We start from the raw sequence: 16324 nt of genomic DNA on the forward strand, positions 1-16324 counted from the left end.
TTTCATGTTATTGCTATCTAAATAAAACAGCTGTTGACACTGCTTTTTCTACTTTTCGCTTTCCCCTCACTTAATCCCCCACGACAATATACGTCGCTTGAATAGGCCCGTGTACGCCCACAATTAAATTCATTTCAATATCGGCACTGTTACTCGGACCAGAAACAAAACTGACACAAGAAGGAACATCCTTCCCTTTCTCCACAGACATATGCAATTGCTGTGCTGCTTGTGTCATGCGTGGGACAATCGTACTCTTAGGGATAATGGCAATAAAGCTTTTGGGCAATAAGCTAATGGAACGACCATGGTGCTTATCATTAAACAATGTTACAGTAGCTGACTCAGCTAAAGTTATATCGCTAAATGAGATACCAATATCGGTACGTTCGGCTATGATTTGATTTTCCTTTCCAAGTTGGGCATCCCAAATATGCACATCTATCTCTTCATTGAGTTGCTCATAGAATTGATCCAGCCCATATAGTGCATTCCGTTTATCATTGGCTGCAATTACCGTTTTTCCTTCATACCGTTTGATCGTGTCTGTCAACGCTTGCGTCAGTTCATGTTGCTTCACTTCGACAACATCGGTATGAATCGCTTGACACTGCTTTTTTAATACTGCTATCAGTTCTTCTTTGGAATAACCTGCAAAAACACGATCTTGTGGGCGAACGCTCCAAGTTGGGCGCTTTACTCCAGACGTACGGCGCGGTCGTCCTAAATGTGCTGCTACATTACTTAAAAATGCATCGTGATTATGAATGACCATTACTGATTAACCCCCTTTTTCCGTTCCTTCCACCAAGCACGAAAGGATTGTTTTGCTGGTGCCGGAAAATCTCTTACATCTGTCCAACCTTTTAATGGACCAGGGCCATTTTTAATCGTTTCATCTTTCGTCCATGGCTTTAAGGCTGTTCTTGCCAACTTCGTACTTAGCTTGTATGCAGCAGGAGTAGAGGCCCATTGCGCAAATCCCTTCATCATTATCTTTTCCGTTACCGGGGATTTCTTCTCCTGTTCCACAATAATTTGTCGATGACGGATCAATTGCTCATGTAATGGAATCTTGACCGGACATGCCTCTGTACAAGCTGCGCAAAGCGATGATGCATATGGTAGCTCCTTATGATCGTCATAGCCATCCAATAGTGGTGTTAAAACTGCGCCGATCGGGCCTGGATAAATAGAATTATAAGCATGACCTCCGACATGTCGATATACCGGACATACATTAATACAAGCTGCACAGCGGATACAATGCAAAGCCGATTGAAATTCTGTTCCTAATATTTTCGAACGACCATTATCCACGATAACTAAATGATAATCATCAGGTCCATCAATTTCTCCTTCTAATCTAGCTCCTGTATAAGACGTAACATAGCTCGTTAACTTCTGGCCGACAGCTGCTCGTGTTAGCAGACTTACTAATACTTCCATATCTTCCCATGTAGGGACAATGCGTTCCATTCCCATAACCGTTATTTGCGTATCTGGCAGAGCTGTTACCATACGTGCATTTCCTTCATTGGTAACTAATGTAATCGCACCTGATTCGGCAATTGCAAAATTACAACCGGTAATCCCAACATCAGCAGACAGAAAATCTTTACGCAGCTGTTCACGGGCAAATGCCGCTAATTCTTCAGGAGAATCGGACTGATCATAGCCGCGTTTTTCTGCAAAAGTTTCGCGAATTTGCTCTTTATTTTTATGTAGAGCCGGCGTAACGATATGGGAAGGGGGGTCTTCATCAAGCTGTAAAATCCATTCTCCCAAATCAGACTCGACAACTTCTGCACCCATTTGCTCCAATTGTTGATTCAATCCAATCTCTTCCGTTACCATAGATTTGGATTTAACGACCTTCTTGCCGTTTTTCTGTTTAATGACCTTTTTAATATAAGCATTGGCTTCCTCTGCTGTAGCGGCAAAAAATACATTTCCGCCACGCTTGGATACTTGTTCACTTAATTGTTGCAAGTAATAATCGAGATTTTCTAATGTATGCGTACGAATTTCCGATCCAAGCTGTCGCCAGTCCTCCCAATCACCAAGCTCTTCCGCTTGTGTGAGACGACCGTTTCTAAATCGCCCTTGTGCAGAGGAAACGGCTTCTCTCATGAAGTCATTCTCAATCCCTTTTTCAATTCGGTCTTGGTATGACATATCTCCCAGTTTGATACTCATGCAATTCCCCCACCTTGTTCATGTGTATTCAAAATTTCCGTAATGTGGACGACTTTTACATTTTTCCCCTCTCGACGCATCCTACCGCCAATATTCATTAAGCAGCCCATATCACCACCAGCTAAATATTCCGCATTCGTTTCTGATACATGTTGCGACTTTTCCTTTACCATTTCCCGCGAGATGTCAGGATTTTTCACAGCAAATGTACCACCAAATCCACAGCAATCTTCCTTTACAGGCAATTCTATCAACTCGATGCCTTTCACATGACGTAAAAGTGTTTGTGGTGCATCTTTCACTCCAAGAATTCGCGTCATATGGCATGATGGGTGATAGGTAACCTTGCCTTTAAAGGTAGATCCTAGGTCGGTTACCCCCAGAACATCAACTAAAAATTGCGTAATTTCATAGCTCTTATTAGCAAGATCTACCGCTGCTTCTTCCCATTCTGAGTCACCTTTGAAAATAGCAGGATACTCTTTTAACATACCGACACAAGAGCCTGAAGGACCAACCACATACTCTGAGTCTTTGAAGGAACGCATCATTTGTTTCATAGATTGCTTGGCTTCTTGTAAATACCCACTATTATAAGCTGGCTGACCACAGCATGTCTGCGCCGCTGGAAAATCGACCTCACAGCCAACACGCTCCAAAATTTCCACCGTATGTTTACCAACATCGGCAAAAATCATGTCACTGACACATGTAATAAATAATGAAACTTTCATTAATCTCACCCCATTTTCATAACTCAAGCAGGCAGAAAAGTTATACATCAAGATGTTTAAATACCAATTTCTCTACTTTTTCTAAATGACTGTACATTGCTTCTCTTGCTTGATCTGCCCGCCTACTTTTTATCGCTTCAAAAATCTGTTGATGCTCTTCTAGCAAAATATCTGCTCGATCCTCGGTATATAATAAAATTTGCCGTGATTCTCGTATCGTTTCCGACATCAGCTCAGCGACACTACCCATTAAATGGTTTAGTAAATTAATATGTGTCGCTTTCGCGATAGCTACATGAAAATCAGTATCGGCTTGTTCTGCTAAAGCCTCATTTCCTTTAGCATGTTCCATAACAACTAAAGCTTTTTCCATTTCCAATAAATCAGCTGCTTGATAATTTTCCGCTGCTAACCCCGCAGTTCCGACTTCTAATATTTTCCGAACTTGGTAGAGTTCCTGTACATCATTTCGTTTCATTAGAAATGCGGTACTAACAGGAAGAGTGAATCTTTTCGGGTCGAATGTTTTCACGTACGTTCCTTCCCCTTGACGCATCTCCACTAACCCCATTGAGCGCAATCCACTTAATGCTTCGCGAATTGCTGACCTTCCTACTTCAAAGTTAGCTGCTAATTTTTCAACAGAATCTAATTTATCTCCAGGCTGTAACTGCCCAGATTTAATCATATCAATTAATGAATCAGCTACTTGTTCATATATTTTTTTAGGTTGAATACGCTTATATTTCATGCTTCCCACTCCCCCTCATTTGAACCCATTTTACTTGATACGTCTATATTTGAAAAGCTGTTGAGGAGCGGATTACTTACAAATCAGAGTTGGACAAACGCAATATTAAATTTTTTAACTGCATTAAAGTTACTGTGAATTTCAGACAGCTTCGTTCAAAATCGAATCCATTGTTGCATACTATAGGCAACTGTCAAAACAATCCTGTACTAAAAAATAAAATAGGTTGCTAAACCGATAACCAGTCCATATAAAATGGCGGGTAACAATGTTTTTCGGATAATATCGCCTTCTTTCCCGGATAAGCCTACTACAGCACTGGCTGCTACCACATTATGCACGCAAATCATATTACCCGCACCTGCTCCGACAATCTGGGCAGCAAGTACTGCATTTGCATCCATACCTACTTGATTTGCAACACTATGCTGAATAGGGGCAAATGTTAAGGTTGAAACCGTTGCGCTCCCAGTAATAAACGAGCCTAGCTCACCTACAAAAGGGGCTACCAAAAACCATACCGCCCCTAAAGAATTAGCAAATGATTCAGCAATATATTGAGGCATGCTCGCCAAATCATGAACATTGATACCTGAATTCGTAAATACATGCACCATCGCTAATGTAGCAATTAATGATATTGCGGTCGTTTTCATGGTTAAAAAAGACTGGTTAGCTGCTGAGATAAATACAGAAAAGCCTTTTCGATGAAGAAAGACCGATACTATTGCAGCAACTGCCAGAATCGTTCCTGGCGAATAAAGAAACTCCCAGTTAGAGGTAATGCCTTCAATGCCAAGAATATTCGTCCATGAAAAATCAATCGCTGTTTTTGTAAATTGAGCTAGCCAAGGGATAATCCGCGTCATTAATAACAATACAACGACAATCACATACGGCGACCACGCTGCAAACAGTCCCATATCGGATTTTTTCTTTTCTGGGTGAAAATCTTCCTGCAAGGCATCTTGCCATGTTTTTTTCGGTAGAAGCCAGCCCTTTTTTGCCGTTATGGTTGCAATAATTAAGGCTGTTAATGATGCTAAAATTGCAATAAACTCTTGCCCAAAAACCACTGCATATAGCAGTGCAGACGAAGTGTAAACGATACCAATTAATAACGTCCAAGGCAACATCGGCCATGCATCTTTTAACCCCTTAGCCTTTCCAAAGAATACTGTCATAATCACGACTAAAGTAAAGGGGATAAATGTTCCCGCAAATATATCAATCGTTGTAATCGTTTTCCCTATTTCTTGAAAAAATGCTGGACCTGCTTCCGGAAGTGTACTTAAACCGACTGCTACTGGAGTACCCACTGCTCCAAAAGCAACTGCTGTACTATCTGCAATTAAAGCAGTTGTTGCAGCAGCTAACGGACGAAACCCAAGTGCAATCATTAATGGGCCTGTTACCATCGCTGGTGTACCAAAGCCAGCAGCTCCTTCTATTAACGATCCGAATAAAAAAGCAACGATAATTACTTGCACGCGCATATCTGTTGAAATGTTTTGAAACCCTTGGTTAATCCGATCTACTGCTCCTGTCTTGCGAAGTGTGTTTAACAACACAAGTGCCCCGAATAAAATCCAAAGTATGGTTAACGTTTTATGTATACCCTGTAATACAGATGAAGCAATTAGCTTCCCCTCCACTCCCCAAATTGCCATTGCAAGTCCGATAACAATGAATGCACTCCACGTCATCCCCCTTGTAGCAGGGAAACGAAATGCTACTAAAAAAATAAATGGTGCAATAATTGCACTTAATGCAACAATTAGATACATAGAAACCCCTCTTTTCTCTCTCTGTTTAATTAAGCGTTTTCACCCATCCCCTAATAAGGTCATCTGATGACCTTATGTATCAGTTTACTGACTTTCCATTTTGAATTCAAGATTTTGAATTGTGTACAATTGAACATAAATTTCACCGTTGCTTTTGCGCCCGTTTTCCTTGATGGTATGGAAATGCCCCTTTATGCATCTGCCTCTAAATCCTTTTGCCCTAGCTCTTTGAATTATTTCCTTCAAAGTATAAATATCTTTTCTTTACCTCTCTTCATGCAGATACAAGTTGTTTCGCAAACCGACCTTCCAAATACGAAAAACCTCTATCTGATAGAAAAAATCTTTCTAACAGATAGAGGTTTTTTACTTATCTACTTTCTTTAGCAATTCTCTTTGCCAAATCAGTCCTTGCTCTAATGCCATTGTCCTAGCAATTCTAGGCGCACACCAAAGCGTAGGGAGTAGCAAAATAGAAACGGGTACAGCTGTTATAACGATAGAATTTTGGATGGAAGCCACACTGTCCTCACCTATTGTTAAAATTGCTGCCGAAGTTCCACCAAAGATTAACGCCCAAAATACACGCAGCCAGCGCTTTGGATGATCGTTTCCTGTAATTGTTGCTGCAACCGTATACGCCATTGTATCAGCTGTTGTGGCAACAAAAATAATCGAAACAAGGAGAAAGCCCACACCAAACCAAACACTTAATGGCAGCTGGTCGGTAATCGCCATTACCGCTGCAGGCATACCGCCCTCATTTAAAGAGTCGGAAACAGATCCTGGATGTTTATTTTCAAAAAACACTCCTGTTCCGCCAACAATGGAAAACCAAAAATTATTTATGATTGGTGCTACAATAGAAACAGCAATCACTAATTCGCGGATGGTCCTTCCTCGAGAAATCCGACTAATAAACACAATTAACATGGGAGCATAACCTAAAAACCATCCCCAGAAAAAAATCGTCCAAGAGGAGAGCCAGCCCTCATCTCCACGGAATAATGACATCGTAAAGAAATTTTGTAAATGTACGCCAGTACCACCAACAAAAGCATCAATAATAAACGCTGTTGGTCCAATAATGAGTACGAGAACTGCTAAAAATATCGTAAACCCTACATTATAACGGCTTAACGTCACAATTCCACGATCAACACCAGTAGCAGCTGAAATTGCTGCAACAAGCACCAATCCTATAATAACAAGTATGCTTACAGTAAGCGTATTTGGTACGCCAAACAAATGACTCATCCCATAAGCAATTTGCAAACCTAAAAACCCTAAAGGTCCAAGCGTTCCTGCTACTGTTGCAAAGATTGCAAACACATCAGCAGCCGTACCAACAGCACTTTTATGGTAAATTTTTTCACCAAAGATAGGGTATAATAACCCCCTTGGCTTAAGTGGAAAACCTTTGCTATAGTGCACATACATCATTACGATAACAGCAAGTGTTCCTAGAATGGCCCACGCTAAAAACCCCCAATGCATAAATGATTGTGCAAAGGCAGCGTTGATATTCTGAAAATCTCCACCACCAAATAAAGGTGGATTTGTCATATAATGGTACATTGGCTCAGACGCAGCCCAAAACACCCCGCCACTTGCTAAGAGTGTTACTAATATCATAGATACCCATTTAAAGTAACTATACTTAGGCTGATCCTGGTTACCTAATTTCACTTTTCCATACTTTGAAAAGGCTAAAAATAATCCAATAAAAAAGTTTCCTATCAATAACAATTGCCAATAAGCGCCAAAGATATCCGATGCATAGACAAATAACGTATTTACAACATCTCCAACTGCATCGCTACTCCAAAGTGACAATAGAATAAACAGTATTAGCATTCCACCACTGATCATGAATACTGGCCAATCTAACTTCGTGTCTTTTTTTAAGTCCACGTTTTTCCTCCTAAATTTTAGGAGCAAGTGCCTATAATTTACTTACACAAGCTGTTTAAAAAATTCAATAAAATGGCACAGCGAATTTCTTTGATATAATCGTTTGTTTCTAGCTGTTGTTATATATTTTGCAACATCCAGTTTTTCGAAACAAAGTACAATGAAATTCTAGACTACCTCTTCATCCACTTTTTCAAACACATTCTACTTCACTTGTCATTAAAGACCATTGGATGGATAAAGATTATTCCCCGATACTTCACTTTACTTACCAAAGTTACCATAGCGAAAGCCTTCATCATACCTATACTGCCAGGGCAGTATGAAATAATCTTGACAAGAATCCATCGGCTTGCTCGTTTTTAAACACAGTTCATGATTATAGGGTGCCGTTATTATTTTGTCAACAATTCGAGCCTACAAATACTTGGGCACTTATTGGTTTAAAATATCATCTACTGTAGCCTCAACTTCATCACGTGACATTTTTTCTTCCCCATTTTCTAATGCCTTTAATGTCTTTTTAGCTAAAGCTAGGGGAATCTTACAAAATAGTAAAATGTTTCTTGTTTGAATATCCTTTATGTAAATTTCTGCTTGCTGCAAATTTTCCTTGGCATATGTAAACAAATCTGCTCTTGTCCATCCATCTGGAACAAAATGAACGCCTCGCTCCGCATCTTCTTCCTGATTTCTTAACATATTTACCGCTTGCAGACCTCTGCCATAGCCAACCGCTAAGTCATAGTCTGTTTTCGTGTTGTCATACCATTCCCAGATATCTGACAGCATTACACCGACTAATCCTGCAACATAATATGTATATTCATCCAAATCTTCTTTTGTTCGCAAGTCCCAATTTTTTTCTGTCCATTTTGCCATTCCATCGGCCATAATACTTGTAGACTGTTTAATTTTAATGACTATATCTTTAGGGCAAACTTTTAACCAATCAGCAAGCCTTATAGTTACTTCTGGCAGTATAGCTGCATAAGGCTTTATTAACTGATAATACGCCTCTTCATCAAATGATCGTTCTTGTAATAGTTTACCAGTTGATCGCAACAAATGTTGCTTCGTCTCAGAAGTTAGTTGCTCATGATCTTCTATTTCATCAATTGCTCGCATACATAAATACGCAGAGCCAACCGTATGTTTTAATACGGATTTTAGTAGCGTAATCGGAATATAAAAGGTTCTGCTCGTTTCTTTTAAAACGCGCATGGCATCCTTTTGTAACTTTGCTTCTTTACCCAACGATGTTTCCTCCTTGTAATGATGTGAGGTAATTTTAGTATATCAAAAAAAAATGAAAACTTCATGCTACATTGATTTTCTTTACTTGAGTACGTAGATAATTGCTGCTTTACATCAGTGAACGATACACCTTCTATCCAAGTTGCGTTTTACCCTATGACATCGGTTTTTTGTCCTTTTACATGTCTTGCACGACTATTGCTTGTCTAACTGGGGAACGAGAACCATTGTAACCCTCGTACCAACCTATGCTGTAGGGTTAATTTTCATGCACTAGAACATATGCACAGTACTTGTTGAACCACATTATTTATTTGTTCATGAATGATTTTAGATTTCCTATCCAAACAGGACTTGCTGCTTTTTTTGATCCGGTTTACGATATCACATGCCTAGCAAAGGGAAATGAAACGTTCACCAGCGCTTGATTCGAAATAAAACCACAATCAACATCCCCACCGCAAGCCCTATGGAGGCTCCTACTTTCATATGATTAAATAAACAACCTGCTCCTGCTCCAAATACTAAACTTAAAAAGAAGAGAAATCCTACTGTTGTAACATTCAATTTATACACCTCTTTGCACATTCTTTCTTTGTAGTTTATTCAAAAAGGGTGCAAAAGGTTAAACAGAGTTTTCTCTTCTAGTCCATAGAAATGACACATAAATCATATTTTTGTAAATGTAAGCCGTTTATTTTTTTATTTTGAAAATTTCGCTATTGCTATCCTTCATTATTCGTGTTTAAATAGCTATTAAACAAAAGCGATGAGGTGATGAAGTGGGAAACAAGGTTTCTATCGGTCTATTAGGATTAGGAGTCGTCGGTTCAGGAGTCATTAAGCTTATTAAAAATCATCAAGAAGAGCTCGTTCATCAATTAGGCTGTTCCATTGAAGTTAAAAGCGTATTAGTTCGTAATGTAGATAAGGTTCGTGATGTTGATCTCAATCAAACGTTTCTCACTACCGATCCAGCAGATATTCTTCAAGATCCCGCAATTGATGTTATTATAGAAGTAATGGGAGGTATTGATGAAGCTTATCAATATACACTGGAAGCATTTAGGACTAAAAAACATGTAGTAAGTGCCAATAAAGATCTAATTGCCTTACATGGCACGGAATTAGAAGAAACTGCTCGTCAGCATAAATGTGATTTTTATTACGAAGCAAGCGTAGCTGGTGGTATACCTATTTTACGAGGGATTACAGATGGTTTAGCTTCGGACCGCATTCAAAAAGTTATGGGAATTGTCAATGGAACAACGAATTATATTTTAACGAAAATGACAAATGATGGAATGACTTATGAGGAAGCATTAAAGGAAGCACAGGAATTAGGTTTTGCTGAGGCCGATCCTACAGCGGATGTGGAAGGATTAGATGCAGCTAGAAAAATGGCGATATTAGGAAGACTGGCTTTTTCTACCGATGTGGCATTATCTGAAGTAGAGGTAAATGGAATTAAGGATTTAGAGTTAGCGGATTTACAATATGGTGAAAAATTTGGCTATACGATGAAATTAATTGGATTTGCGCAATGTAAAAATCAGCAAATTGAAGTAAGTGTGCAACCAACTTTTCTTTCCAATGATCATCCATTAGCCGGTGTAAAAAATGAATATAACGCGGTTTATGTGTATGGGGACGCAGTTGGTGAAACCATGTTCTACGGACCAGGTGCCGGAAGCTTGCCTACTGCAACAGCAATCGTTTCAGACCTCGTAACTGTAATTAAGAATATGCGCCTAGGCATAAGTGGCAATGCTTCATTAGAACCTAGAATTACAACCACATTACGGAATAGTGAGCAACGCTCAGGACAGTATTACTTACGTATTCACGTGAAAGATCGTATCGGGGCATTTTCCGAAATATCAACCTTGTTTAATGATCTGTCCATCAGCTTTAAGCGCATTTTACAAACACCAATGAAGCAGAACGGCTTGGCGGAAATTATACTTATTACACATCAAACATCTTTAGCAACCTTTGAAAATGCATTAAATCAGCTTCATGAATTAGACGTCGTCAAACAAATCAAAAGCTACTACAAAGTGGAAGGGGATGCACCAGATGAATTGGCCGGGACTGCTAAAACATTATCATGAGTTTTTACCAACAACGAATCATACACCTGCACTAACATTGCATGAGGGAAACACACCACTCATCCATCTGACGAACTTGTCCAAGGAATTAGGCATTGAATTATATGGAAAAATTGAAGGTGCTAATCCAACGGGTTCGTTTAAAGATCGGGGAATGGTAATGGCTGTCGCTAAAGCAATTGAAGAAGGTAGTAATTCGATTATTTGCGCCTCTACAGGAAATACATCTGCCTCTGCTGCCGCATATGCTGCAAAGGCAGGAATAAAAGCAATTATTGTCATTCCTAAAGGGAAAGTTGCACTTGGTAAACTAGCACAAGCCATTATGTATGGTGCAGAGATCGTCGAAATTGATGGTAATTTTGATGAGGCTTTAACGATGGTTCGCCATCTAAGTGAAAAACAGCCCGTCACATTAGTTAATTCAGTCAACCCTTACCGGCTCGAAGGACAAAAAACAGCTGCCTTTGAAGTTTGTGATGAATTAGGTGCAGCCCCTGATGTTCTAGCTATTCCTGTCGGCAATGCTGGAAATATAAGTGCCTATTGGAAAGGATTTAAGGAGTACGATGCCTTTAAACAGACAGGGCTACCAAAAATGTTTGGTTTTGAAGCAGAAGGAGCAGCAGCCATTGTCAACAACAAAGTTATTAAACAGCCAGAGACGATTGCAACAGCTATTCGGATTGGAAATCCTGCCAGTTGGAAACTGGCTGAAACAGCTAGAAATGAGTCAGGCGGCGCGATAAAAGCAGTCAGCGATGATGAAATTATTCATGCTTTCAAAACGTTAGCTCAAACGGAAGGAATCTTTGCTGAACCAGGATCCAATGCATCCATAGCTGGAGTTATTCGAGAAACAAAGAACGGAACGATTAAACAAGGCAGTAAAGTTGTAGCTGTATTAACAGGAAATGGCTTAAAAGATCCACAAACAGCTATTGATGAGTTAAACATCGACCCAGTGTCTTTACCAAATGATGAACAAGCGGTTATGGAATATTTAGCAAAGCAGGTTAACACATGAAACCATTTAGCCTTTCCGTACCGGCCAGCTCCGCAAATATCGGACCTGGCTTCGATTCATTAGGACTAGCAGTGGATTTATATCTTACCCTAACCGTTTCAGCAAATAATACTTGGGGGATCGATCAGCAATCAGAAATGCTACCAGCTTTTAACAACTATAAGGAGCATTTTATCTATCAGGTAGCCAATCAAACTGCAGCGCTATATGGAAAGGAACTCCCGGCTTGTTATATGACCATTAATAGCGCAATTCCTTTAGCTCGTGGATTAGGAAGTAGTGCATCAGCAATTGTTGCTGGTATCGAGTTAGCTAATCAATGTTGTCAGCTGGGTCTATCCAGCACCGAAAAATTACAGTTGGCTACGGAACGAGAAGGCCATCCCGATAACGTTGCCGCCGCTCTACTTGGCGGATTAGTAGTTACTGCCTATAACGACGATAAATCCATAGATGTTTGCAAAATAAATCAATTAAATATCGATATTCTCGTGTTCATTCCGCAAGAAGAATTGAAAACAGATGTGTCAAGACAAGTACTTCCTGAGGTATACTCACGTTCTCAAGCTGCAAAAGCTGGCAGTATAGGGAATGTCTTCATCGCAGCATTGATGAATGAAAATTATGAACTGGCAGGAAAAATGATGGAAAAAGACATCTTTCATGAGCCTTTTCGGGCAAAGTTAATTGCCAAATACGACGCTATCAAACGAATGGCTAAAGAACTTGGCGCATATGGTACTGTCATTAGTGGTGCAGGACCTACTATGTTATCATTTTTCCCTAAAGGAACCGGAGCAGCTATAAAGCAAAAGTTACAAAATACATTTTCTTCCTATCATATTCAGCAAAGAGAAATAGATTTCACTGGAGTAAGAGTAGAGACGAAATTAGTTTAGTAACAGAGAAGGCGTAACATAAATTATAAAACAGTGGTGTTTACTTTTATCCACCACTGTTTTTTTGTTTATTATACAGAATCAGTGTTATTTACTTAGAGCTTTTCGCCGGGCATCAGATACAGGGATGTAACCTCATGTGAGTTAAAATGTGAACTTCGGCGGTTTTCCATCATTTACCATAATTTCATTTATGTGATTACTATTGCAAAAGGAAAGTGGCAGACTTGTTGCAGTACAGATTATTCAACTCCTAAAGTGGGAGTCTTACAGCACCTATACGGGATAAATGCTGTTTACCACTAATTGCTTGTTTTGTTAAATGTTAATTTCTTGGGTTTTGTTTTGCGAAAAGAACGCCCTCTTTATCTGTTGCTCCCATTAAAGCTACTAATAATGCTTTTTGTGCATGTAATCGATTCTCCGTCTGCTGAAAAACAACCGAATGAGGACCATCAATCACATCTGCAGTTACTTCTTCTCCGCGATGAGCCGGTAAACAGTGCATGAAGCTCATGTCGCTTTTTGCTAAACGCATTAATTGTGCATTTACTTGAAAGTTCGTAAACGCCAATTCTCTTTTTTCTTGTTCTTCCTCTTGCCCCATGCTAGCCCAAACATCCGTATAAATGACATCAGCTTGCTGAACGGCTTCTTGAGGCTGATCCGTAATGTGGACACTGCCACCAGATCGGTCTGCAAGCGCACTTGCCTTTGCCACAATTTCCTTATCTGGCTGATAACCATTCGGCGTAGCAACAGCTACATGCATTCCTAAAATACTTGCCCCAAGCATTAATGAATGTACCATGTTATTTCCATCACCAATATATGCTAGTTTTAAATCTTGGAGCGTCCCCTTTAATTCCTTTATAGTTAGCAAATCAGCTAAAACCTGACAAGGATGATATACATCTGTTAGTCCATTAATAACAGGAATACTTGCTTGACTTGCTAGTTCCTCTACATCCGCTTGTGAATAAGTCCGAATCATTATTCCATCCAGATACCTTGACAGCACCTGTGCTGTATCTGCAATCGTCTCTCCTCTTCCAATTTGTAAATCCTTGGAGTTTAGAAAGATACCATTCCCTCCTAATTGATACATACCAACTTCAAAAGAAACTCTTGTTCTCGTTGAGGATTTTTCAAAAATCATACCTAATGTTTTTCCTGTTAATAATAGATCTCGGTATCCACTTTTGTAGTTAGATTTTAGTGTTTGAGCTAATTCGATTAATTCTTCTATCTCTTCACGTGAATAGTCTGCCAATGTTAAAAAGTCTCTACCTTGTAATCCTTTTAATGTTTCTTTTACACCAATCGCCATTTTATCGCCGCCTTTTAAATATATTATGAATTATTATGCACTATACAGAATAAATATACAATAATTATATATTATATTTTAAAGAAAATTAAGCTAAATGAAAATTGTTTGTTCTAGGTACATATACATCATTTAGCTACTGAAGTCATCTTTTTAGATATTTCATAGATTGAAATTTTTCTTCCTAGGCATGTCTTCAGTTCATACTCGGTACTCAGTGGGATTGGATGAAACCTAGCGAATATATTTTGATGCATTGGCGACTTTTCAGGTTTAGTGGACCAATTTTTAGCATCAATGAATGACTATGCGCTGAGGACGAGTAAATTCGGACATTGAATATGCTCCGGACTAAAAAATCCCACATCATTAGAATGATGCAGGATTTTTTACTATTAGAAAAACTTGGCTTGTCGCCAAGTCTTATGGCGGAAGCCTTTGTTTTTCTTATACTATAAACCAAAAAATCTTATACTTTCCTATAGTGGAACAAAGGCTCGGGGCGCCCGTTTAGCAACGTAGCGAATGGATCGAATCAACTAAAGATTTAGGAATCATGCCACTAAAACAGGAGTATGCCGACGTCTGGGCGGCAAGCCCGTTTTTAGTCGACCTTCCTCTTTGCCACGAACCGATGAGGCCTTATCGTAGGGCGCATTTCTAAAGTCACCTAGTTGCTGGGCTCATGCGCCGGACGTGGCTATTCGGTTATTTCATTATCCACAAGCATCTCATTTTATACTTTTGTACGAAAAAACAACTCTATTTAACTTATCTAACTCATTTATTTTAGACAGTATTTAAGAATCTAAACATTATAAAGCAAAAGTTTTTTCATGATAGATGGTGGCTCGCGTTCTAGGCAAGCCATGCTGGTTTCTTATCTTTTAACAAAACTGTGCTCAGCTACTTATTTTTCTGTATTTGAATAATGCACACTTTCAGATAATTACTTTGGATAAACTGTTCATTCGTTTGAAAGTCTGATGGTAGCTGAAATTGTTCAAGGATTTTATAATTCGCTTGCGATTTCTGACATGCTAGCCTAATAAAACCTTTGAATTTTTTCATCCCAAAACTAGCATTATTTGTTGAAGCAACAATGATTCCATGATTTTTGGTAATCGAAATTACATCTGTAAGTAAGGCAGGATAATCCTTCGTCGTACTAAATGTACGCTTTTTGGACCTCGCAAAACTAGGTGGATCAACTATTACGAGATCGTATTGCAACTGTTTCCTCCGTGCATATTTAAAGTAATCGAACACATCCATAACGATGATTTCATGCTGATCAAAATCAATACCATTTATGCTAAACTGCTCCATAGTTTTCGGCTTGCTTCGTTTCGCCAAGTCTACACTTATCGTCTTTTCTGCTCCGCCTAAAGCGGCAGCAACAGAGAAAGCACCTGTATAGGAAAATGTATTTAACACTTGCTTACCTTTTGCATACGTATCACGAATCGCCTTTCGAACATCTCGCTGGTCTAGAAAAATTCCCGTCATTGCACCATCATTTAAGTAAACAGCATAATGCATGCCGTTTTCTTTTACAATAATCGGAAATAGACCGCGCTCCCCTTTCACAAAATCGTCATCTTCTAAGTACTTTCCTTGCGTATGAAATCTTTTTTTCTCGTAGATCGCATAATAATTACCCAATACATCCAAAGCCCTTACTACATCATCTTTAAAAGAATAAATTCCTTCGCTGTACCAATTAATCAAGTAATACCCTGCATAATAATCGATCGTTAGTCCGCCTATGCCGTCTCCCTCTCCATTAAAGACACGGAACGCATTTGTATCCTCTGATTGATAAAAGCCTTGTCGCTTGTTGATAGCCGTAAGTATTTTTGACTGAAATAGCTTTGCGTTTACCATTTCATCTTTATGATAAGTTAGCACCCAGCCAATTCCCTTATTTTGCTTCCCATAATAGCCTCTAGCAATAAAGCGGTGTTTAGAGTCAACAAGCTTGACAACAGCTCCTTCTTCTGGTGGTTGTTTCGACTTTACTGCTTCTTGATGTATCAGCGGATACCCTTGCCGCAATTGCTTTATATAGCTATCGTCTACTTGTAACGTTATTTCTTTCCTCATTTTTTCATCCCTAACTAAAAATTCTTTATCCTACATGCAACACTAGCAGTTAAACTAACTCCTCCCATCTCACGAGGTGAACTCAGAAGAATAGCTGGAATAACCAACTGCAACTCACATGTCCGATTCGTTCAAAGGTCTTGAAGCTGTATCCTTGTAATACTAACAATTAATGAGATAAAAGTCCCCACTGATTGAATGTTCCC

Annotated in this window: 13 protein-coding genes; 3 read left to right on the forward strand and 10 right to left on the reverse strand. The window is 39.2% G+C overall.

The features are described from left to right. Positions 1–70: 70 nt before the first annotated feature. The 8 genes from KBP50_RS16065 to KBP50_RS16100 all read right to left on the reverse strand — a co-directional run bounded on the left by KBP50_RS16065 (position 71) and on the right by KBP50_RS16100 (position 9209). Entirely contained in the window at positions 71–775 is a 705-nt protein-coding gene (locus KBP50_RS16065; RefSeq protein ID WP_050351460.1) for a LutC/YkgG family protein, read from the reverse strand. Further along, entirely contained in the window at positions 775–2199 is a 1425-nt protein-coding gene (locus KBP50_RS16070; RefSeq protein WP_050351461.1) for a LutB/LldF family L-lactate oxidation iron-sulfur protein, read from the reverse strand. The genes KBP50_RS16065 and KBP50_RS16070 overlap by 1 nt, the downstream gene beginning before the upstream one ends. After that, positions 2196–2933, reverse strand: a complete 738-nt coding sequence (locus KBP50_RS16075; protein WP_050351462.1) for a (Fe-S)-binding protein — start codon at positions 2931–2933, stop codon at positions 2196–2198. Before KBP50_RS16075 ends, KBP50_RS16070 begins: the two co-directional genes overlap by 4 nt. 40 nt (positions 2934–2973) lie before the next feature. Then, positions 2974–3684, reverse strand: a complete 711-nt coding sequence (locus tag KBP50_RS16080; protein WP_050351463.1) for a FadR/GntR family transcriptional regulator — start codon at positions 3682–3684, stop codon at positions 2974–2976. Positions 3685–3893: 209 nt separating this feature from the next. After that, positions 3894–5471: an L-lactate permease gene (locus KBP50_RS16085; RefSeq protein WP_050351464.1), complete on the reverse strand. Its 1578-nt coding sequence runs from the start codon at positions 5469–5471 to the stop codon at positions 3894–3896. Positions 5472–5837: 366 nt separating this feature from the next. Continuing rightward, on the reverse strand, positions 5838–7343 hold the full coding sequence (locus KBP50_RS16090) for a BCCT family transporter (RefSeq protein ID WP_050353439.1): 1506 nt from the start codon (positions 7341–7343) through the stop codon (positions 5838–5840). Positions 7344–7820: 477 nt separating this feature from the next. Then, positions 7821–8642, reverse strand: a complete 822-nt coding sequence (locus tag KBP50_RS16095) for a squalene/phytoene synthase family protein (RefSeq protein WP_050351465.1) — start codon at positions 8640–8642, stop codon at positions 7821–7823. Between the two features lie 414 nt (positions 8643–9056). Further along, positions 9057–9209 carry a hypothetical protein gene (locus KBP50_RS16100; RefSeq protein WP_156875343.1) on the reverse strand — a complete coding sequence of 51 codons (153 nt, stop codon included), beginning with the start codon at positions 9207–9209 and terminating at the stop codon, positions 9057–9059. A 215-nt stretch (positions 9210–9424) separates the two neighbouring features. Here KBP50_RS16100 and KBP50_RS16105 point away from each other — a divergent pair, with 215 nt between their 5' ends. From KBP50_RS16105 to thrB, 3 genes are read left to right on the forward strand one after another with little or no spacing between them, the layout of a single operon-like run. Further along, positions 9425–10756, forward strand: coding sequence for a homoserine dehydrogenase (locus KBP50_RS16105; RefSeq protein ID WP_050351466.1), 1332 nt, complete (start codon positions 9425–9427; stop codon positions 10754–10756). Next, positions 10722–11783 carry a threonine synthase gene (gene thrC, locus KBP50_RS16110; RefSeq protein WP_050351467.1) on the forward strand — a complete coding sequence of 354 codons (1062 nt, stop codon included), beginning with the start codon at positions 10722–10724 and terminating at the stop codon, positions 11781–11783. Before KBP50_RS16105 ends, thrC begins: the two co-directional genes overlap by 35 nt. Next, a complete protein-coding gene (gene thrB / locus KBP50_RS16115; protein ID WP_050351468.1) occupies positions 11780–12682 on the forward strand; it encodes a homoserine kinase in 903 nt (300 codons plus the stop codon). Before thrC ends, thrB begins: the two co-directional genes overlap by 4 nt. A gap of 325 nt (positions 12683–13007) precedes the next feature. Here the strand turns inward: thrB and argF are convergent, their stop codons facing one another. Together argF and KBP50_RS16125 are read right to left on the reverse strand one after the other, a co-directional pair. After that, a complete protein-coding gene (gene argF, locus KBP50_RS16120; protein ID WP_050351469.1) occupies positions 13008–14012 on the reverse strand; it encodes an ornithine carbamoyltransferase in 1005 nt (334 codons plus the stop codon). 906 nt (positions 14013–14918) lie between these two features. Continuing rightward, a complete protein-coding gene (locus KBP50_RS16125; protein ID WP_050351470.1) occupies positions 14919–16118 on the reverse strand; it encodes a class I SAM-dependent rRNA methyltransferase in 1200 nt (399 codons plus the stop codon). Between the last annotated feature and the right edge of the window lie 206 nt (positions 16119–16324).

Origin of the sequence: Virgibacillus pantothenticus, from assembly GCF_018075365.1 — a bacterium.
GTDB classification, from domain to species: Bacteria; Bacillota; Bacilli; order Bacillales; family Amphibacillaceae; genus Virgibacillus; species Virgibacillus pantothenticus.

What these genes read in the sequence shown, in the direction of transcription:
- KBP50_RS16065 (WP_050351460.1), bottom strand. Translation starts at nt 775, where the DNA reads ATGGTCATTCATAATCACGATGCATTTTTAAGTAATGTAGCAGCACAT.
- KBP50_RS16070 (WP_050351461.1), bottom strand. Translation starts at nt 2,199, where the DNA reads ATGAGTATCAAACTGGGAGATATGTCATACCAAGACCGAATTGAAAAA.
- KBP50_RS16075 (WP_050351462.1), bottom strand. Translation starts at nt 2,933, where the DNA reads ATGAAAGTTTCATTATTTATTACATGTGTCAGTGACATGATTTTTGCC.
- KBP50_RS16080 (WP_050351463.1), bottom strand. Translation starts at nt 3,684, where the DNA reads ATGAAATATAAGCGTATTCAACCTAAAAAAATATATGAACAAGTAGCT.
- KBP50_RS16085 (WP_050351464.1), bottom strand. Translation starts at nt 5,471, where the DNA reads ATGTATCTAATTGTTGCATTAAGTGCAATTATTGCACCATTTATTTTT.
- KBP50_RS16090 (WP_050353439.1), bottom strand. Translation starts at nt 7,343, where the DNA reads ATGATCAGTGGTGGAATGCTAATACTGTTTATTCTATTGTCACTTTGG.
- thrC (WP_050351467.1), top strand. Translation starts at nt 10,722, where the DNA reads ATGAATTGGCCGGGACTGCTAAAACATTATCATGAGTTTTTACCAACA.
- thrB (WP_050351468.1), top strand. Translation starts at nt 11,780, where the DNA reads ATGAAACCATTTAGCCTTTCCGTACCGGCCAGCTCCGCAAATATCGGA.
- argF (WP_050351469.1), bottom strand. Translation starts at nt 14,012, where the DNA reads ATGGCGATTGGTGTAAAAGAAACATTAAAAGGATTACAAGGTAGAGAC.
- KBP50_RS16125 (WP_050351470.1), bottom strand. Translation starts at nt 16,118, where the DNA reads ATGAGGAAAGAAATAACGTTACAAGTAGACGATAGCTATATAAAGCAA.